The 18,325-nt window shown below is 73.6% G+C and carries 21 protein-coding genes; 11 read left to right on the top strand and 10 right to left on the bottom strand.

What is annotated here, in order from left to right:
* Together CRP30_RS21635 and CRP30_RS21640 are read right to left on the bottom strand one after the other, a co-directional pair.
* A partial coding sequence (locus CRP30_RS21635) for a SulP family inorganic anion transporter (RefSeq protein ID WP_143278528.1) occupies positions 1-350 on the bottom strand: 350 nt, incomplete at its 3' end.
* Positions 351-735: 385 nt separating this feature from the next.
* A complete protein-coding gene (locus tag CRP30_RS21640; RefSeq protein ID WP_097186111.1) occupies positions 736-2,226 on the bottom strand; it encodes a SulP family inorganic anion transporter in 1,491 nt (496 codons plus the stop codon).
* A 581-nt stretch (positions 2,227-2,807) separates the two neighbouring features.
* On the opposite strand from CRP30_RS21640, the gene CRP30_RS21645 reads away from it, so the two are divergent.
* The 3 genes from CRP30_RS21645 (at position 2,808) to CRP30_RS21655 (ending at position 4,787) form a co-directional block, all read left to right on the top strand.
* Positions 2,808-3,218, top strand: a complete 411-nt coding sequence (locus CRP30_RS21645) for a YciI family protein (RefSeq protein ID WP_097186112.1) — start codon at positions 2,808-2,810, stop codon at positions 3,216-3,218.
* Between the two features lie 7 nt (positions 3,219-3,225).
* A complete protein-coding gene (locus tag CRP30_RS21650; RefSeq protein WP_235003609.1) occupies positions 3,226-4,413 on the top strand; it encodes an RNA polymerase sigma factor in 1,188 nt (395 codons plus the stop codon).
* Positions 4,414-4,517: 104 nt separating this feature from the next.
* A complete protein-coding gene (locus CRP30_RS21655; RefSeq protein WP_097186113.1) occupies positions 4,518-4,787 on the top strand; it encodes an ANTAR domain-containing protein in 270 nt (89 codons plus the stop codon).
* A gap of 15 nt (positions 4,788-4,802) precedes the next feature.
* Here CRP30_RS21655 and CRP30_RS21660 read toward each other — a convergent pair whose 3' ends face one another.
* Positions 4,803-5,675: a LysR family transcriptional regulator ArgP gene (locus CRP30_RS21660; RefSeq protein WP_097186114.1), complete on the bottom strand. Its 873-nt coding sequence runs from the start codon at positions 5,673-5,675 to the stop codon at positions 4,803-4,805.
* A gap of 76 nt (positions 5,676-5,751) precedes the next feature.
* On the opposite strand from CRP30_RS21660, the gene CRP30_RS21665 reads away from it, so the two are divergent.
* The 5 genes from CRP30_RS21665 (at position 5,752) to CRP30_RS21685 (ending at position 9,672) form a co-directional block, all read left to right on the top strand.
* Positions 5,752-6,366 (top strand): LysE/ArgO family amino acid transporter, encoded by a 615-nt coding sequence (locus CRP30_RS21665; RefSeq protein WP_097186159.1) that lies wholly within the window; start codon positions 5,752-5,754, stop codon positions 6,364-6,366.
* 119 nt (positions 6,367-6,485) lie between these two features.
* Positions 6,486-7,106, top strand: a complete 621-nt coding sequence (locus tag CRP30_RS21670; RefSeq protein WP_097186115.1) for a hypothetical protein — start codon at positions 6,486-6,488, stop codon at positions 7,104-7,106.
* Between the two features lie 73 nt (positions 7,107-7,179).
* Positions 7,180-7,485, top strand: a complete 306-nt coding sequence (locus CRP30_RS21675; RefSeq protein ID WP_097186116.1) for a hypothetical protein — start codon at positions 7,180-7,182, stop codon at positions 7,483-7,485.
* Positions 7,478-9,013: a sensor histidine kinase gene (locus CRP30_RS21680; protein WP_235003610.1), complete on the top strand. Its 1,536-nt coding sequence runs from the start codon at positions 7,478-7,480 to the stop codon at positions 9,011-9,013. The genes CRP30_RS21675 and CRP30_RS21680 overlap by 8 nt, the downstream gene beginning before the upstream one ends.
* Entirely contained in the window at positions 9,010-9,672 is a 663-nt protein-coding gene (locus CRP30_RS21685; protein ID WP_097186117.1) for a response regulator transcription factor, read from the top strand. Before CRP30_RS21680 ends, CRP30_RS21685 begins: the two co-directional genes overlap by 4 nt.
* A 51-nt stretch (positions 9,673-9,723) precedes the next feature.
* Here CRP30_RS21685 and CRP30_RS21690 read toward each other — a convergent pair whose 3' ends face one another.
* Complete coding sequence (locus CRP30_RS21690; protein WP_097186118.1) at positions 9,724-10,128, bottom strand: hypothetical protein; 405 nt, start codon at positions 10,126-10,128, stop codon at positions 9,724-9,726.
* 95 nt (positions 10,129-10,223) lie between these two features.
* A complete protein-coding gene (locus CRP30_RS21695; protein WP_159961864.1) occupies positions 10,224-11,471 on the bottom strand; it encodes an aminoglycoside phosphotransferase family protein in 1,248 nt (415 codons plus the stop codon).
* Positions 11,472-11,580: 109 nt separating this feature from the next.
* Between CRP30_RS21695 and CRP30_RS21700 the strand changes: the two genes are divergently transcribed.
* On the top strand, positions 11,581-12,141 hold the full coding sequence (locus CRP30_RS21700) for a gluconokinase (protein WP_097186120.1): 561 nt from the start codon (positions 11,581-11,583) through the stop codon (positions 12,139-12,141).
* A gap of 198 nt (positions 12,142-12,339) precedes the next feature.
* Positions 12,340-13,032: an MIP/aquaporin family protein gene (locus CRP30_RS21705; protein ID WP_235003611.1), complete on the top strand. Its 693-nt coding sequence runs from the start codon at positions 12,340-12,342 to the stop codon at positions 13,030-13,032.
* 21 nt (positions 13,033-13,053) lie between these two features.
* On the opposite strand, the gene CRP30_RS21710 is transcribed toward CRP30_RS21705, so the two are convergent.
* The 4 genes from CRP30_RS21710 to CRP30_RS21725 form a co-directional block, all read right to left on the bottom strand.
* Positions 13,054-13,404 (bottom strand): flagellar FlbD family protein, encoded by a 351-nt coding sequence (locus tag CRP30_RS21710; RefSeq protein WP_097186122.1) that lies wholly within the window; start codon positions 13,402-13,404, stop codon positions 13,054-13,056.
* 143 nt (positions 13,405-13,547) lie between these two features.
* Positions 13,548-14,852 carry a hypothetical protein gene (locus CRP30_RS21715; RefSeq protein WP_097186123.1) on the bottom strand — a complete coding sequence of 435 codons (1,305 nt, stop codon included), beginning with the start codon at positions 14,850-14,852 and terminating at the stop codon, positions 13,548-13,550.
* Positions 14,849-15,298, bottom strand: a complete 450-nt coding sequence (locus CRP30_RS21720; protein ID WP_097186124.1) for a cupredoxin domain-containing protein — start codon at positions 15,296-15,298, stop codon at positions 14,849-14,851. Before CRP30_RS21720 ends, CRP30_RS21715 begins: the two co-directional genes overlap by 4 nt.
* A gap of 35 nt (positions 15,299-15,333) precedes the next feature.
* The gene (locus tag CRP30_RS21725) at positions 15,334-17,181 is read right to left on the bottom strand and encodes a hypothetical protein (RefSeq protein WP_200814907.1); all 1,848 of its coding nucleotides are present in this window, start codon (positions 17,179-17,181) and stop codon (positions 15,334-15,336) included.
* Positions 17,182-17,285: 104 nt separating this feature from the next.
* On the opposite strand from CRP30_RS21725, the gene CRP30_RS21730 reads away from it, so the two are divergent.
* Positions 17,286-18,074: a MerR family transcriptional regulator gene (locus tag CRP30_RS21730; RefSeq protein WP_097186125.1), complete on the top strand. Its 789-nt coding sequence runs from the start codon at positions 17,286-17,288 to the stop codon at positions 18,072-18,074.
* On the opposite strand, the gene CRP30_RS21735 is transcribed toward CRP30_RS21730, so the two are convergent.
* Positions 18,052-18,276 carry a hypothetical protein gene (locus CRP30_RS21735; protein WP_143278529.1) on the bottom strand — a complete coding sequence of 75 codons (225 nt, stop codon included), beginning with the start codon at positions 18,274-18,276 and terminating at the stop codon, positions 18,052-18,054. The genes CRP30_RS21730 and CRP30_RS21735 overlap by 23 nt on opposite strands.
* Between the last annotated feature and the right edge of the window lie 49 nt (positions 18,277-18,325).

Consider the following 18,325-nt stretch of genomic DNA (forward strand, 5'->3'; position numbering starts at 1 on the left):
ACCAGCCCCAGCAGCACCTGGAAGATGCCGCCGAGGATGACGGCGGCGAACAGGTACTGGACGCCGTACTCGAGCGCCAAGGGCGCGACCACCAGCGCGATGGCGCCGGTGGCGGCAGTGATCATCGCCGGGCGGCCGCCGGTGAAGGCGATGACCACGGCCATCACGAACGAGGAGAACAGGCCCACCTGCGGGTCGACCCCGGCGAGGATGGAGAAGCTGATCGCCTCCGGGATCAGCGCCAGGGCGACGACGAGACCGGCCAGGACCTCGGTTCGGGCCACCCGCGGGGACAGCCACGTCGGCCGACGGAAGCGGGGGGTGCGCGGAGCAGCGACAGCGGAGGACATGGACCCGAATCTCTCGGTGCGCCGTCGTCGACGCAGGTGGGCAGTACTGGGGGCGATGCCGCGTCCGGGTGGCGCATCAGCGCGCCAGGAGACTGCGGAGCGGTGCGGACCGTGGGGCGTGTCAACCCTTGGTGCCCGTTGCCGGACGCCGTCACGCGTGAGCAACGAAAGTCTGCCGGGAACTCATCCTTGACGTCAGGGTTTCACGGTGAGCCGTTGGTCACTGTCCGCGCGCTCGTCGCATCCCTCGCCGTCAGTGCCGCACCGGTGCGTGCTCCGGGGCGGCCGGACGGACATCGGCGAACGCCCCGGAGGTGGGGCCCGGACATGCCCGCGCACTCGAGGTGGCGGTCAGCGGGACGTCGTCCCGCGAGTCACCCGTGCCTCAGTGGGCGCCGGCGAGCTGGCCGGTGTGCCGGTCGAAGCGATCCGCCGAGTGGCCGGTCAGGCCGACGATCTCCACCTTCTTGCCGCGGGTCTCGTACTTGTGGGTGATGGCGTCGAGGGCGGCGACGGTGGAGGCGTCCCAGACGTGGGCGTCGGTCAGGTCGATCACGATGTTGTCCGGGTCGTCGGCGTAGTCGAACCGGGTGTACAGGTCGTTGCTGGACGCGAAGAACAGGGCCCCCGTGACCGAGTAGACCCGGGTGTCGCCGTCGGGGTCGGTGACGCTGGTGACCTCGGCGAGGTGGGCGACGCGGCGGGCGAAGAGGACACAGGCGACGAGGACACCGGCGCCCACGCCGATCGCGAGGTTGTGGGTGAACAGGGTGCCCGCGACGGTCGTGAGCATGACGGCGGTCTCGCTCTTGGGCATCCGGTGGATGGTCTGCAGGGAGTGCCAGTCGAAGGTGGCGATCGACACGAAGATCATCACCGCGACGAGGGCGGCCATGGGGATGGTGGCGACGACGTCGCCCAGGGCGACGACCAGGACGAGCAGGAAGGCGCCGGACAGGAAGGTGGAGAGCCGGGTGCGTGCGCCGGACTTCACGTTGATCATCGTCTGGCCGATCATGGCGCAGCCGCCCATGCCGCCGAAGAAGCCCGAGGCGATGTTGGCGACGCCCTGGCCCCAGGACTCGCGGGTCTTGTTCGAGTGGGTGTCGGTGAGGTCGTCGACGAGCTTGGCGGTCATGAGCGACTCCATGAGGCCGACCAGGGCGACGCCGAGGGCGTACGGGGCGATGATGCCGAGCGTCTCGAAGGTCAACGGGATGTCCGGGAGGCCGAAGAAGGGCAGGGCGTCAGGCAGTTCGCCCTCGCCGCCCACGTTCGGCACGGTGAAGCCGGCGGCCACGGTCAGGACGGTGAGCACGACGATGGAGACCAGCGGGGCGGGCACGGCCTTCGTCAGCTTCGGCAGCAGGAAGATCATCGCCAGTCCTGCGGCCACCAGCGGGTAGACCAGCCACGGGACGTCGATCAGCTGCGGCAGCTGTGCCATGAAGATCATGATCGCCAGCGCGTTGACGAAGCCGACCATGACGCTGCGGGGGATGAACCGCATCAGGCGGGCGAACCCGGTCAGGCTCAGCAGCACCTGGAAGACGCCGCCGAGCACGACGGCGGCGAGGAGGTACTCCACGCCGTACTCCAGGGCGAGCGGGGCGACGACCAATGCGATCGCGCCGGTGGCGGCGGTGATCATCGCCGGGCGGCCGCCGGTGAAGGCGATGACCACGGCCATCACGAAGGAGGAGAACAGCCCGACGCGAGGATCGACCCCGGCGAGGATGGAGAAGCTGATCGCCTCGGGGATCAGCGCGAGGGCGACGACGATGCCGGCGAGGATCTCGGTGCGGGCGACCTTCGGCGAGAGCCAGGTGGGACGTCGCAACCGTGGCGCGGGGGTGATGGGGAGGACTGAAGTCATGGGTCCGTCTCGTTCGGTGCGCGTCTTCGGCGCAGGCGGGCAGCACCGGAGGCGGTGCCGAATTCGAGGGGGCGCGGTGTCGCACCGGTGGGGGAAGGCTGCTCCGCGCCCCGAGTCCGGCCGGGATCGCCGACCAGGGGATCGTGGGTGCGGGCGCCGTCGTTGGTGTCAACCACAGCTTGCCGGGAACTCGTCCGTTACGTGAGGGTCGAGTGGTGAGTCGTTCGTCACTCGCTTGCCGGGTCGAACCTGCTCGGCCACGTCACAAGAGGCACGACTGCACCGACGTGGAGCCGGCATGGGCATCACCGCGACACCCGACTGGCGTGCTCTCTCCGAGCACCGCCGCACGCTCGAAGCCCTTACGGATGTCGGCGGACGTGCGCAGACCCCTCCCAGCCACCCTGGAGGTCTGGGGGTGCGGGGGTTCGAGTCCCCTCAGCTCCACCGCACGACCAGGCCGTTCTCCCGCCGGGAGGACGGCCTGCATCTTTTTCCTGCCAGGATGTCGAGAAGCTCCGAGCGGCTCCGCTCACCTGGTGAGCGGCCGCGACAGGCGGCTTCCGACACCAGGAGATCCGATGCCGAAGTACCTGCTCCTCAAGCACTACCGCGGCGGCCCCGAGCAGCACCGGCCCTTCCCCCCGATGGACCAGTGGGCCCCGGAGGACGTGGAGGCGCACTTCGCCTTCCTCACGCATGTCGGTGAGCTGCTGGAGGGGAGCGGCGAGCTGGTGGACGTCCAGGCGCTGACGCCGGCGCAGACGTGGGTGCGCTACGGCGGGCCGGACGCCGCGCCGGTCACGACGGACGGCCCGCTCCCCGAGACCAGCGATCTGGTGGCCGGCTGGTACCTGGTCGACGTCGAATCGCGGGAGCGGGCGGTCGAGATCGCGGCCCACATCTCCTCCGAGCCCGGCCCGGGCGGGGCGCCGCTGTGCGAGTGGATCGACGTCCGGGAGGTCATGTCCCACGCCCCGGCGGACGACTGAGGTCCCGGTGGGGCACGCCGACCCCCTGGACGAGGGCGCCCTGCGCGCTCTCGTCCCCCGGGTGCTCGCCGCCCTGGTGCGGCGGGGTGAGGACTTCGACTCCGCCGAGGATGCGCTGCAGGAGGCGCTGCTCGAGGCGCTGCGGGTGTGGCCGGAGCACCCGCCGCGCGATCCGCGGGCCTGGCTGGCGACGGTGGCGACCCGGCGGCTCGTCGACGCCCGGCGCAGCGCGGCGGCCCGTGCCCGCCGCGAGGAGGGAACCTCTGCCGAGCCGCAGCCGGTCGACACTGAGGAGGGCGACGACACCCTCTTCCTGCTGTTCTGCTGCTGCCACCCCGACCTCGCGCCCGCCTCCCAGGTCGCCCTGACCCTGCGGGCCGTCGGCGGCCTCACCACCCGCGAGATCGCCGATGCCTTCTTCGTGCCGGAAGCGACGATGGCGCAGCGCATCAGCCGGGCCAAGCGCGCCCTGGCGGGTCGCCGCCTGGACCAGCCGGGGGACCTCGCTGTCGTCCTGCGCGTGCTCTACCTCGTCTACAACGCCGGTCATTCCGGCAAGGTGGACCTGGCGGCCGAGGCGATCCGGCTCGCCCGCCAGCTCACCCTCGCCACGGCGGAACCGGAGGCCCGTGGGCTGCTGGCGCTGATGCTCCTCAACCACGCCCGTCGTCCGGCGCGGTTGGACGGCGAGGGCCGGATCGTGCCGTTGGACCGGCAGGACCGCGGGCTGTGGGACACCCGCCGCATCGCCGAAGGCGTGCGCGTCCTGCAGTCGGCCCTGGCCGTGCAGCGCCCCGGCCGCTACCAGATCCAGGCCGCGATCGCGGCGCTGCACGACGACGCCGAACGCGCGGAGGAGACCGACTGGCCGCAGATCCTGGCGTGGTACGACGACCTCGTCGCCCTCTCCGACGACCCCGTGCGCCAGGACCCCGCCGGGGTGCTGGGGCGCGCCGTCGCGGTCGGCCACGTCCTGGGCGCCGCGGCCGGGTTGCGCGAGACCGAGCGGCTGCGCGCGGTGCTCGGCGAGCGGCACCGCTGGCACGCCGTCCGCGGTCACCTGCACGAGCTGGGTGGCGACCTGCCCGCCGCCGCGCGGGCGTACGCGGACGCGGCCTCCCGGGCCACGGACGTCGCCGAGCGCGACCACCTGATCCGCTCGGCCGCCCGGGCCCGGGCGGCCGCACGGGGGTGACCCGCACCGGGTGGCGAGCGGCGCGGCGCCGGACGTCCTGCGGTGTGCGTTTACGTTGTATCCGCCCGTGGCAGACTTCCCCGCGTGCCCGGGCCCCTGACGTCGTGAGCGACGCCGACGAGGTCGCGCCCGACGGCCGGATGGCGCAGGCCCAGCTCGACCTCGCCGCGGCCCGAGCGCAGGTCGAGGAGCTGGGCCGGGCCCTGCAGTCCAGCCGCCAGATCGGCATGGCGATGGGCATCCTCATGGAGCGGCACCGCCTGGCTCCGGACCGGGCCTTCCAGGTGCTCAAGCAGATGAGCCAGCGGCGCAACGTCAAGCTGCGCGAGGTCGCCGACGCGATCGTGGAGCCGGGCTCCGCCGCCCCTGCCTGACGCGATCGGCCCGCGTCACCGGAGCTGGTCGTGCGCGGCCCGGACCAGGGCGTCGGCGACCCGGTCCAGCGGATCGGACCGGAGGCGCCACTGCTGCCAGTGGAGCCGCACGTCGACGGCGCCCGCCGGGTCGAAGGGCACGACCGCGGGGTCGCCGTCGAGCTGGACCTCCGGCAGCATCCCCCACCCGAACCCGAGCGCCACCGCGGAGCGGAAGTCCGCCGACGACGGGACGTAGTGGATCGGAGCGGACGACGTCGTCGAGAGGCGCCGGCGCAGGTAGACGTGCTGGAGGTCGTCACGCCGGTCGAAGACGACCACCGGCGCCCGCTGCAGCGCGGCGGTGTCCGGTCCGTGCGCGAACCAGCGCTGGACGAACCCGGGTGCGGCGCAGGGCAGGTAGCGCATGCTGCCGAGCGGCGTCACGCGGCAGCCGGCCACCGGCTCGGCGTCGGAGGTCACCGCCCCCATGACCGTGCCCGCCCGCAGCAGGGCGCTGGTGTGCGCCTGGTCGGCGCTGTGCAGGTCGAGGGCGACCGTCGCGCCCAGGGGAGCGAGCGCGGGCAGCGCCCACGTGGCCATCGAGTCGGCATTGAGCGCGATCGGGACGACCGGGACGTCGCCGGGCCCGGGAGGGTCGAGCTGACGGTCGGCGTCGGCGACGAGCAGGCCGATCTGCCGCGCCAGCCGCAGCACCGGCTCCCCGGCCGCGGTGACGGTGGCCGGGCGTCCCCGCTGAACGAGGACCCGTCCGGTCGCGACCTCCAGGGTCCGCAGACGCTGGGAGATCGCCGACGGGGTCACGTGGAGCCGCCGGGCCGCCGCCTCCAGCGTCCCCTCGTCGATCACGGCGACGAGCGTGCGCAGCTGTGCGAGGTCAACGTCCACGAACAGCGATGCTAATGGCGATGCAGGAACATGAGCTGGACTGTCGGCGCAGCCCCTCCTAGCGTCGGTGTCCGTGATGACCGGACTCCTGGCAGCGCTCGCCGGCATGGGCATGGGCCTCTCCCTGATCGTGGCCATCGGCGCCCAGAACGCCTTCGTGCTCCGGCAGGGTCTCCGCCTCGAGCACGTGACCGGGGTCGTGGCGGTGTGCGCGGTGTCGGACGCGGTCCTCATCCTCGCCGGGGTCGCCGGCAACTCCTGGCTCAGCGCCCGGCTCCCGGACGCGATCACCGTCATCCGGGTGGGAGGCGCCGTCTTCCTGCTCGGCTACGCAGTCGTCGCCGGCCGGCGGGCGTTGCGGCCCGCGTGGTTCGCCGTCGACGCCGGTGGCACCCGGAACGGCCTGCTCGCCACCATTGCCACGTGCCTGGCCCTCACCTGGCTGAACCCGCACGTGTACCTCGACACCGTGTTGCTGCTGGGGTCCGTGGCCGACAGCCGTGGCGCCGGGAGGTGGTGGTTCGCCGGCGGCGCCGCCGTCGGCAGCGTGCTCTGGTTCAGCGCGCTCGGCTACGGCGCCCGCCTGCTGCGCCCGCTGTTCGCCCGGCCGGCGGCCTGGCGGGTGCTCGACGTCGTCATCGCGGTCGTCATGGCGGCCCTGGGGGTCGGCCTCCTCGCGTCCGCGATCTGACGCACGCGCCACATCTTGCGGATCCCTTGCGGCTGAGCGGCGGGAATCCTGAGCTGCCGGGCCCACGGTGGGAGCTGACCCCGGACGACCGTCGTCCGGCACGCAGCTAGGGGAGATCCGTGTCGATCCGTTCCGACGTCACCGCTGCCCGCCGTTCGTCCCTCACCAAGGTCGTCGCGTCCGCCGGCGTCGTGGCGGCCGCCGCCGCCGTCGCCGGCCTGGGCACCTTCGGCAGCTTCACCGACAGCACGACCCCCGTGGTTCCCACCGTCGACACGGGCACGGTCTCGATCAACCTCTCGCCGGCGTCGTCGTACGCCACCGTGCCCGTCACCACCGGCGGGTTCCTCCCGGGTGACAGCAGCGCGACGCCGTTCGACGTGACCAACGACGGCAGCGTCGCCTGGGAGTCGCTGACCTTCACGTCGTGGGCGACCACGTCCAGCGTGCTCGACAGCGACCCCCTGCACGGCCTGCAGCTCGCACTCGAGTCCTGCTCGGAGTCGTGGACCGTGTCGGGCAGCGGGTACGCCTGCGGCGGCGACCTGACGCCGCTGTACGCGGGGCCGATCATGGTGGACCGGGCACTCGCCGGCGCCGTGAGCGTGGCCCCCGGTCGCACCGACCACGTGCTGGCGACCATCTCCTTCCCGGAGACCGCTGGGGACGAGCACCAGGGCAAGGTCAGTCAGATGGCCTTCCGGTTCACCGCCGTGCAGCGCGACGGCGCCACCAGCTGACGCGCGCGTCGGATGAGAGAGCTCTCACGGTCCTCTCATCCTCCAGAACCGGTGACGCACGGACGCTGGCCCGGTGCGCCTGCGACCCGTCCTGATCGCGGTCGCCGTCGCGCTGGTCCTGGTCGCAGCGGGCGGATGGGCCCTGCTGGGGCCGGCGGGCAGCGTGCGCCCGGGCCTGCCCGAGCCGATCCGGATCACCACGACACCGGCGCCCGGGACACCGCAGGACGCGCCTTCGCCGTCGCCGGTCCCGAGCACGGAGGTCCCGGCGCCGGCGCCGGCCGATGTCGTCCCGCCCCCACCGCTGCCCGACGACGACGGGGACGACGGGGACGACGACGGGCCGGATGACGTTGATGACCCTGATGGCGATGACTGAGGCGCGCGGCGCCACCCGCTCACGCTGGGTGCCGCGCGCTGCGCGGACCCGCATCATCGGCTGGGTCCTGCTGCTCGTGTTCCTCGCCCTCGCCGTCCTCACCTTCGTGACCTGGCGGCTGCTCGTCCGGGAGATCGACGAGCGGATGGACCTGACCCTCGACACCGAGGTGTTCGAGTTCCGGCAGATCGTCGAGTCGGGGAACGACCCACGGACCGGCGAGCCGTTCGACTCCGTCGACTCCGTCCTCGAGACCGTCATCACCTACAACCTGGCCCGGCCGAACGAGAAGTTCCTCGGCTACGTCGACGGTGCGTACCGGTTCCAGAGCCGGATCGAGGCGCCGGTCCTGCTCAGCGAGGACGCCGAGTTCACCCGGCTGGTGGGCTCGGTCGAGGAGACCGTCGCCGGCCGCTACGAGAGCGGTGCCGGGGAGATCCGCTACCTCGCCGTCCCGGTGTCCCTCGCCGGCGACCCGAGGTCGGGGGTCGCCGTCGTCGCCTACTTCGCCGACCAGGAGCGCGACTCCGCCCACCACACGGCGCGGCTGATGCTGGCCGTCGGCGGGGTCACCGTGCTGCTGGCCGCCGCCGGTGCCTGGGTGGTGGCCGGCCGGATCCTGCGTCCGGTCCGCGACGTGGCCGCGACCGCCCAGGGCATCACCGAGCGCGACCTCTCCGGGCGCATCCCCGTGGACGGGCGTCCCGCCGACGAGCTGACCGACCTCGCGACGTCGGTCAACGCGATGCTCGACCGGTTGGAGTCGGGAGCCGCCGCCCAGCGCCGGTTCCTCGACGACGCGGGCCACGAGCTCCGGACGCCGATCACCATCGTGCGCGGGCACCTCGAGGTCCTCGACCCGACCGACCAGGTCGACGTGCGGGACACCGTGGCGCTCGTGGACGACGAGCTGGACCGGATGAACCGCATCGTCTCCGACCTGCTGCTCCTCGCCCGGGCCGAGCAGCCGCGGTTCGTCCGCCCCCAGCCGGTCGACGTCGAGGCGCTCACCTCGGCGGTGTTCGACAAGGTGCGGCGGCTGGGCGACCGGCACTGGGCGCTGGAGACGACCGCCCGCGTCGACGCGCTGCTGGACCCGCAGCGGGTGACCCAGGCGCTGGTCGCCCTCGCCGACAACGCCGTCCGCTACACCGCCCCCGGCGTCCGCATCTCCGTCGGCAGCCAGTACAGCGGCGGGGCGCTGCGCTTCTGGATCTCCGACACCGGGCCCGGCGTCCCGGAGGAGGACCGGGCGCGGGTCTTCGAGCGCTTCGCCCGCGGAGCCGCCGGCGCCCGCCGTTCCGACGGCGCCGGGCTGGGCCTGGCCATCGTGGCGGCCATCGCCCAGGCGCACGGGGGGACGGCTGTGCTCGACAGCGTCACCGGGCGCGGGACGACGGTGACGCTGGTGATCCCGGCGCAGGTCGCGCCGCCGGACGACGGCAGCACCGACACCGTGGACGACGACCTCGCCACGCCCGACATCCCGACCGACGAACCCATCGCACCCCGAGGAGGCCGGCCGTGAGCCGAGTCCTGATCGCCGAGGACGAGCCGCGCATCGCTTCCTTCATCGAGAAGGGGCTGAAGGCGCACGGCTTCACCACCGCCGTGGCCGGTGACGGCCGGACGGCCCGGGCCTCAGCCCTCAGCGGCGAGTTCGACCTGCTGGTACTCGACATCGGGCTGCCGGGGATGGACGGCTTCGAGGTCCTCCGGTCGCTGCGGGCCGAGCGATGCACCATCCCGGTCGTCGTCCTGACCGCCCGCGACAGCGTCCAGGACACCGTCGCCGGCCTCGAGGGTGGCGCCGACGACTACATGCCCAAGCCGTTCCGGTTCGAGGAGCTGCTCGCCCGGATCCGGCTGCGCCTGGCCGGGGGCCGAGGCACGGAGGTGACCGTGCTCAGCTGCGGTGACCTGTCCCTCGACCTGCGCACGCGCCGGGCGCGGGCAGGCGATCGCACCGTCGACCTCTCCGCGCGGGAGTTCGCCCTCGCCGAGACCTTCCTGCGGCATCCGGGCCAGGTGCTGGCCCGGGAGCAGCTGCTCAGCCACGTCTGGGGCTACGACTTCGACCCCGGCTCCAACGTCGTGGACGTCTACGTGCGCTACCTCCGCAAGAAACTCGGCGCCGACCGCATCGAGACGGTGCGCGGGATGGGCTACCGCCTGCTCGAGGCCTGAGACGCCGACGACCCCCCGGCGCCGTGCGCCGGGGGGTCGTTCCGCGGAGGGTCAGTCGTCGGTGTCCGGGCTGTCGACGTCCGGGGTCTGGACGTCGGGGGTGTCGACGTCGGCGCTCTGCACGTCAGCCGAGTCCCAGGCGCTCTCGGCGGGCGAGTCGGCGGTCTCCGGGGACGCGTCGACCGGCGCGGCGTCGGGGCTGTCGGTGACGCTCTCGGTGGGGGAGTCGGCAGACTCCGGGGACGCGTCGGCCGGAGCGGCGGCCACGGAGGCGTCGGGGGAGTCCGACGCGGACTGCGCGGATGCGTCAGCGACCGGGGCGGCGACCGTCACGCTGTCGGGCACCGGGCCGGAGCGGTCGTCGTCGGCGGCGGCGAGGCCGACGCCGGTAACACCGAGGCCGGTCAGGGCGGCGCCGAAGGTGACGATCTTCCAGGTGGCGGGGCGGCGGGTCATGGGAGGAGTTCCTTCCGTCGAGGTGTCGTGTCGCTGACACCACTGAGGTTGTCCGCCGCGGGTGAGAGCCCGGGGAGACTCGGATGAAGGGCCTCTCATGCGGGGCGGGCCCACTGCTCGGCGAGGGCGACCCGCTCGGCGGTGACGGCCGGCCAGCCCGGCTGCTGTACCCGGAAGGGTCCGGTGGCCAGGCCCAGCAGCACGGCGGCCACCCGTGTCCGCACCTGCGCGGCGGGCCAGCGCCGCAGGGCGGCCGTCTCGACCTCCTGCCGGTACCGCACCGACGTCGCGGGGACGGGGAGCACCTGCTCCAGGACGGCGAGATGGGCCAGCAGGGTCGCCCAGTCGTCGATCCGGTGGCCGCACCCCGCGGTGTCGACGTCGAGCAGCCCCACGATCCGGCCGTCGTCCACGAGCAGCTGGGCCTCGTAGAAGTCGCCGTGCACCGGAACGAGGTCGTGCTCGCCGGGGTCGGTCGCGGCCAGGCGGGACGTGAGGGCGTCGAGCCGGGGGCGCAACCGTGGCGCGACGGCGGCCAGCACCGCCGCGTGGTCGCCGGCCCGCGCCGGCCCGTCGCCCGGTCGCCGCCGCCCCGGGGCTCCCAGCCCGGCCACCCCGAGGGGCAGCGCGTCCAGCACGCGGTCCAGTTCGTCGGGTGACGGCAACCCGCAGCCGTCCGCGGCGAGCAGTGCCCGCATCGGCTTGCCGGGCAGCCCGGGCAGTACCACCACGCCGTCGGGGGTGGCGGCCTGCACCGGCGGGACCGGCACGGCGCCGGCCAGGAGCTCGTGCCGCGCCACCAGCTGGTCGACCGCCGAGGGCCGGACCACCTTGAGGAACAGCCGCCCCTCCGGCGTCTGCGCCTCGACCACCGCCCGGCGGCCCGGGCGGTAGGAGCGCAGCGTCAACCGCGGCGGCCCGGGGACCAGCCCGAGCTCACCGAGTCGGGCGCCCACGGCGGCCGACGACGACGCCCAGGCCAGACCGGGGAGCGCCGGGTCCAGCGGCCACCGCCACAGGCCGACCCGCACCGTATCCGTCCCGGACGCGCCCTCCAGCACGGCGGCGCCCTCGGGGATGCGCGTACCGGTCGTCGCGGCCAGGGACTCCCGCGTCTCCCGGCCGTCGGCCCACGCGACCGCGGCGGAGTACTGCGCCGTCGCGGCGCCGTCGGGCTGCAGGGAGACCGTGGTGGCCCGCAGCGTGCGCAGCCGGCCGCCCAGGGGAGCGAGGACGGCGGTCCAGAGGTCGGCGGCCGGCTCCCCGAGCAGCAGCTGGAGCGAGGGCGGCCACGCCGCCACGACGTCGGGGTCCACGGGCGCCGGCACGGCGGGAGAGGTCACCGGAGGACGGTGCACGCGTCCGGTGACGTCCCGATGAGCTCTCGATGAGGCCGCTCTCATCCGGGGGCACGGGGCGCCGGCGCACCGGCGGGGGGCATACGGTCGCGCCATGCAGCCGGAGACCCAGGTGGCGCCCACGTCGATCGTCGTGATGGGGGTGTCCGGATCCGGGAAGACGACGGTCGCGGCCGGCCTCGTGGAGCGGTTGGGGTGGGAGTTCGCCGAGGGGGACGACTTCCACCCGCCCGCCAACGTCGAGAAGATGCGCAGCGGCCGGCCGCTGGACGACGACGACCGCTGGCCCTGGCTGCGCTCCCTGGCCGCCTGGTTCGGGGAGCACGAGCGGGCCGGCGCCTCCGTCGTCGTCACGTGCTCGGCGCTCAAGCGCAGCTACCGCGACCTGCTGCGCGACGGACACCCCTCGGTCTGGTTCGCGCACGTCACCGCCGATGCCGAGGTGCTCCGGCGGCGGGTCGCGGACCGCTCCGGCCACTACATGCCGTCGTCCCTGCTCGACAGCCAGCTGGCGACCCTGGAGCCCTTGCAGGACGACGAGCCCGGCGCCGCCGTCCCGGGTGACGGCGCGCCGGAGGACGTCGTCGCCCTGCTGCTGGCCGCACTCGCCGCCGAGCGCGGTGTCCGCCCCGGGAGTCCGCGGACCTCCGCCTGACGGTTGCGTCGCGGGACCGCCCGCAGTCCACATCGCGGGTCCGGAGGCCGTCGGACATCCACGCTTCCGGCCCGCGCCGGCTGGGCATGGACGGTGCCCCGGCGCGGACGGCGCGGGACGGGGCTACGGGGAGAACTGAAGATGAGCACGACGGGTGCTGCACGGGGGTCGTCGGCGGCGGGGTTGTACGGCAGCAGCGTGGGTCCACGTCCGATCCGGGCCGCGGTGACGGAGTGCATCGGTACGGCGATCCTGGTGTTCGTCGGGACCAGCGCCGCCGTGGCGACGGCCGCCCGGGGTGTCGACGTCTACGACACGCTGGCGGTGGTGCTCGCCTTCGGGGTCACCCTGGTCGCGCTCGTGGCGGCATTCGGGCACGTCTCGGGCTGCCACCTGAACCCGGCCGTGACCATCGGTCTGGCGGCGACCGGCCGGTTCCCGTGGTCGGCGGCCGGCGTGTACGTGCTGGCACAGCTGGCCGGCGGGGTGCTGGGCGCGCTGGCCACCTGGGTCAGCTACGGCGGCCGGGCGCGCAGCGAGGGGGCGCTCGGTGCGACCCATCCGATGGACGGCGTCTCTGCCGGTCAGGCCTTCGTCGTGGAGCTCCTGGTCACCTTCGTCCTGGTGCTCGTCGTCGTCTCCGTGGCCACCGACGACCGGGCCGAGAGCGCGATCGCGCCGGTGGCCGTCGGCTTCGCCCTGGCCGCCGGCATCTTCGTCGCCGGTCCGCTGACCGGCGGCGCGGTCAACCCGGCCCGGGCCTTCGGCCCGAACCTGCTGGCCGCGGACCTCGGCTCGCTGTGGATCTACCTGCTGGCGCCCACGATCGGCGGGGTCCTGGCTGCCGTCCTCTACGACCGCGTCCTGGCACCGGCCGAGCCGCCGGAGTGACGGGCGGCTGCTGGCCCGGGGTCAGGTCCCGTCGGGGTCCGGGACGTCTCCGGCCGGGCGGCGGTCGGCGGCCGATCGGCCGGACTCGACGCTCCGGTCGTACTGGCGGCGTTCGACGCGCAACGTGCCGTTGCGGACGGACGTCGCGTGGTCGGCGAGCTCCGCGGTCCCACCGGCGAGCCGCTTCTGTGCGACGGTGAGTGCCGCGCCGTGGTCGCGGATCGTCAGGAGCAGGTGGTCGATGCTGTCGGCGACGACGTACTTGGTGCCGTCCACGAGGTGGACGACGGTGTCCGGGTCGATCTCCACGCGCTCGATGAGCGTGGGGTCGATGGTGAAGTGCCGGCCGTTGCGGCAGGTGACAGCGATCACGGGAGCGGTCCTTCCGCTCGGGCGGGGCAGCGGACCCCGGTGGCGCCGGTTCCCGGCCCTTGCTGCATCGGCGGGCGGCAGGTGGGGATCCAGCCGAATCACCCACGTCTCACCCCCGCGCCGGGCGGGCGCGGGCGGGCGGGTCAGAAGCCGAACAGCAGGCCCAGGCCGCCGAGGGTGAACAGCACCATCACGACGACCAGCGGCAGCTGGTCCGACGCCCGGGCCCGCCGGGCGGACAGCAGGGCCCTCTCGTGGGCGAGCGTCACCCCGATGACGTGGCCCACGATGATCGCGCCCACCTGGACGAGCGCGATCGCGTCGGAGCTGACCGCGGTGAGGTCCACGCGGTTGCCGTAGGTGCCGAACAGGTCGACCCCGTCGATGCCGAAGGGGTTGCTGATCAGGATCCAGGTGGTCTGCCCGTCCAGGGCCAGGAGGCTGAAGTAGTGGGCCACCGTGTAGCCGAGGGCGATCGGGATGACCGTGGCCGCGTACCGCGCCGGCTGGACGGCGGGGTCCTGGCCCGCCATCCGGCCCGACAGCCGGGTGCCCAGCGCGTAGAGGACGGCGACGATCGCGACCATGGCGAGCAGGCCGAGCGTCCCGGACAGCGTGTCGTTCGCCGCCCCGGGACCGGTCTGCCAGAAGACGGTGCGCGACAGCCCGTCGAACGCCGTCGAGCCGAGCAGCACCACGACGAGGGGGGCGAGCCCGGGGGAGGGCGGGGTGGCGATCGCGTTGGCGAGGGGGTTGCGCAGCACGAGTCGGCCGTCGTCGCGTCGTCCCCACGGGGACAGCCTGGCGATCAGGGTCGAGTAGGCCTCGAAGCCGTCCCCCTGCGCGAACCAGTCCTCGCCGAACCACAGGGCGAGGCCCACCTGCACGACGGCGTAGCCGATCAGGAAGACCGCGACCGTGACGGGCTCCGCGCGCCCCGGGTAGACCAGCTCGAGCCAGACGAAGACCAGCAGCGAGGCGGCGGCGGGCCAGAGACCCAGGGCCGGCAGCCGGGCGACGCCGGGCGCGCGGGGCACCAGTCCGCGCAGCCCACGGTGCAGGAGCCGCAACGGATTGGCCAGCCGCGCGACCGGGCCGACCAGGAGGCTCAGCGGGACGAGTCCCGCCCAGAAGGTGACGTAGAGAACCCAGGGGGCGAGGTTCCGGTCGGTGTCCGCCGGACCCCACAGCGCGACGGCGACGACGAGGGCGGCGACGGCGAGCGCCGCGGCCTGGAGACCGCGGCGGAACGGGGCGCCGTCGAGCAGGCGCTGCACCCCGCCCGGCAGCGGGCGGCCCGAGCCCGACCCGCCGAGCCTCGGCGTGCGCCAGAAGAGCACCAGGACGGCGAAGCTCACGAGGATCGCGGCGCCGGCGCCGTAGAGCGCGAAACCGATCGGGATCGGCAGGTCGGTCCGCGAGCCGACCCCGTGGGCGAGGACGATCACCCGACCTGCAGCGAGAGGAGCTGCGTCCCCGCGTCGTGCAGCTCCACCTCGAACACCCCCGGGATCGTCGCGTCGAACTCGATCGTCGCCGGGGTGCCCGGGACGAGGTCAGCACCCAGGTCGTAGCCGTGCACGTGCAGCTCGTCGGGGGCGTCGCTGGTGACGACGAGGACGACGTGCTCCCCGACCGGTACCGGCACACGGCCGGTGTCCCCACTGGCCTGACCGCCGGTGACGGTCACCTCGATCCGCTGCCCGGCGGGCGCCGCCGGGGTGGCGGAGGTCGCGGGCGCGGACGACGCCGCACTGCTCGCGGACGACGAGGCGCTACCGGACGAGGAGCTCCCGGGAGCGGCCTCCGGGTCGGTGCCGGCGCAGCCGGTCACGACCGTGGCGAGGGCCAGGCCGATCAGGGCAGCGCGGAGCCGGGCAGGACGAAAGGACACAGGTGTTCTCCGGGGATGGCTGGGGGAGCAGGAGGTCAGCGGCGGCCGAGGTCACTGGTCGGCCGGTCGGCATCGTCCCCGGCCGGCGGATCGGCGGCGGTGTCGGGGTAGGGCTCGCGGCTGCTCGCGCGGCGGGAGTACCGCCCCACACCCCAGGAGATCGCCGCGACGAGGGCGAGGGTGCAGGCGAGCACGACCAGGTTCGCCACGGTCCACAGTCCGCCGCCGGAGTCCTTGAGCTCCCGCTGGAGGATCTCGACCTCGGGGATGGCCCCACGCGTCATCCCGTCCTCGGCCGGGATCTCCTCCTCACCCAGGGCCTGGTCCTCGGGCAGGTAGATCGGCACGGCCGTGAGGACTCGACCGTCGTGGACCCGCAGCAGTGCCTTCCACGTCCCGTCGACGGGGATGGGCTCCGTCGTCCGGTACGCGCCCTCACCGGTCCGCTCGAGGGTGTTCACGACCAGACCGTCGCCCTGCCACGAGGTGATCTGCACCCAGGCGGGGTCGTCGACGAAGTCGGCGGGCTCCAGCTGGACGCTGATGTTCGCGGTGCGCGGGTCGTTCTGGACGTCCTCGATGGCGAACGTGGCCTCGAGGTCGTCGGGCACGGTGGCGATCAGGCCGTTGGTGACGGCTGCCGCGATGGCCACGAGGGAACCGACGAGGACGGTCCGGGCCACGGCCGGGCGCGGGAGCCGCCGGCGCAGGCCCGAGGCGAGGAGGGCGCCGAGCAGACCGCCGGCGACGCCGCCGACGATGCCCATCAGGGTGCCCTCGACGAGGATGTCGCTGGTCCAGGACAGCTCCTGGGTGAACTGCGTCCAGCCCCACTCGGTCGCGTGCCCGATCGTGCCGATCAGGACCCCGGCCACGGCTCCGAACACGAGCGGCTTGCGCGCCAGCGCGACCGACAGGGCCAGCAGCTCGACGACGACGGCCGAACCCAGGTACAGCGGGAAGCCCGGGGTGATCTCACCCAGGCCCGGGCCCACGACGAGGGCGATGCCGCCGCGGATGACCAGGAAGAACACGGTCGCGGCGATCGCCCCGCCGCGACCCATGAACAGCCGCGCCGCGACGAGCGCGAGCCCCGCGGCGCCGGCGATCATGAGCGGCTCGAGCACCAGGCGGAACTGCGGGACGTCGAAGTCGTACTCGCCCTGGAACACCGAGAGACCGAGCAGGAGCCCGCCCATCGCGGAGGCCTGGCGGATGAACCGGGCGGTCTGGCCCACCTTGCGGTCGCCGTCGTCGGTGGAGAGCCCGCCGTGGCCCTCCTGCTCGAGCACCAGCAGGCCGACGATGGACAGCCCGGCGCCGCCGATGAGCATCAGGTGGGTGGGTCCCCACAGCGTGACGTCCTGGCCGAACATGCGGTGCCAGACGTCGTCCAGGGGGAAGCCGAGCAGGGCGTAGAAGCCCGCGGCCGTGAGCAGGATGCCGCCGACCGGGACGTCCCAGCCGCGCAGGAAGCGGACCGCGGACGGGCCGGGCTTCTCGTCGAGGGGCATCGAACAGGCGAGGACGCCACCGGCGAAGACGCCGAACAGCCCGAAGAGGATGAGGAAGTGCGCCGGGTTGGCCAGCGGACCCTCGTCCCGGCCGACGCCGATGTGCAGCGCGATGTCCCACAGCATCCCGAGCAGCGCGACCAGCAGCGAGATCGTGGTCAGGATCGTCGGCAGCGCCACCCAGGCCGGCACACCGGTCGCCTTGCCCAGTCGGTTCCCGATGCGGGTCAGGATGGTGGACCTGCGCGTCCGGTGGAGGAACACCAGACCGAGCAGCACCGCGGTCAGCGCGGCGCCGATCCCGGTCGCCAGGATCACCTCGCCGATCGCGGCTCCTCCGGCGGGACGTGTGTCAGCGGCGAGCAGCACGGAAACTCCCAAGGGCCATGAGGGGTATGGAACACCCATGACGGTGACATAGACAACTGATACATAAACGACCGCATACCGTGGAACGTCACGGAGGAGAGGAGGTGTCCGTGGTCACGCCCGGCGAGAGCCCGCACGAGGACCCAGGTCCGGAGGTAGACGTCGACCGGGAGATGACGGTCGACGAGCTCGCCGCGCGCGTCGGCGTCACCGTGCGCAACCTCCGTGCGTACTCCGCCCGCGGACTCCTCCCGCCCCCGCGGATGGTGGGCCGGACCGGCTTCTACGGCCGCGAGCACGTGACCCGGCTGGTGCTCGTCCGCGAGATGCTCGCCGAGGGCTACTCGCTGGCCATGATCGAACGCACCCTCGCCTCCGCGCCGGTGAACGCCAGCACCGCGACGCTCGCCCTGCACCGGGCACTGCTCGCGCCGTGGCTGCCGTCCGAGCCGGAGGTCATCACCGGTGCCGAGCTCGCCACGCGGGCCGGCGTGCCGGAGGACCCCGCGCTGGTCGACCGGCTCGTCGAGCTGGGCCTGGTCCGTCGGCTGGGGGACGGCGACCTGGAGGTGCGGGATCCCGCGCTGCTGGCGGCCGGGCTCCAGGTGGTCGGCCTCGGCGTCCCGCCCGATGCCCTCATCGACGCGCAGACGCGGGTCAACGAGCACGTCCGCGCGATCGCGCAGACCTACGTGCAGATGTTCGTGGCCACCGGATGGCAGGCGTTCGTCGATGCCGGCGCGCCCGCCGACCGGCTGGAGACCGTGCTGGACACGGTCTCGCGGCTGCAGCCGGTGGCTGCTCAGGCGGTCCTGGCCGCGTTCCGCACGGAGATGGCCGCGGCCGTGGAGGCCGCGGTGGAGACGGCGCTCAGTCAGCTGCAGGGGGAGTAGGGATCTCCTCGCGGGCCATCGCCGCGCGGCGGGCCTCCTCGGCGTCCTCGCGGGCGCTGAGCCGGCGGTCACGGACGACGGCGCCGATGACGAGGCCGATGAGGACGGCGGCCGGGACGAAGAAGCCGACCGTGCCGATGATGCTCAGCCCGTCGGTCGCCAGCACGTCGGTCATCGGCACGTCGATCACAGGGACGACCATGCCACCGCTCATGGCGTCCATGCGACACCGGCCGCTGTCACGGTGTCAA

This window comes from Blastococcus haudaquaticus (assembly GCF_900230285.1).
In the GTDB taxonomy this organism is placed as follows: domain Bacteria; phylum Actinomycetota; class Actinomycetes; order Mycobacteriales; family Geodermatophilaceae; genus Blastococcus_B; species Blastococcus_B haudaquaticus.

Excerpts from the sequence above, each read along its gene's own strand:
- CRP30_RS21735 (WP_143278529.1), bottom strand. The coding sequence starts at position 18,276 with ATGGTCGTCCCTGTGATCGACGTGCCGATGACCGACGTGCTGGCGACC.
- CRP30_RS21645 (WP_097186112.1), top strand. The coding sequence starts at position 2,808 with ATGCCGAAGTACCTGCTCCTCAAGCACTACCGCGGCGGCCCCGAGCAG.
- CRP30_RS21640 (WP_097186111.1), bottom strand. The coding sequence starts at position 2,226 with ATGACTTCAGTCCTCCCCATCACCCCCGCGCCACGGTTGCGACGTCCC.
- CRP30_RS21665 (WP_097186159.1), top strand. The coding sequence starts at position 5,752 with ATGACCGGACTCCTGGCAGCGCTCGCCGGCATGGGCATGGGCCTCTCC.
- CRP30_RS21690 (WP_097186118.1), bottom strand. The coding sequence starts at position 10,128 with ATGACCCGCCGCCCCGCCACCTGGAAGATCGTCACCTTCGGCGCCGCC.
- CRP30_RS21680 (WP_235003610.1), top strand. The coding sequence starts at position 7,478 with ATGACTGAGGCGCGCGGCGCCACCCGCTCACGCTGGGTGCCGCGCGCT.
- CRP30_RS21700 (WP_097186120.1), top strand. The coding sequence starts at position 11,581 with ATGCAGCCGGAGACCCAGGTGGCGCCCACGTCGATCGTCGTGATGGGG.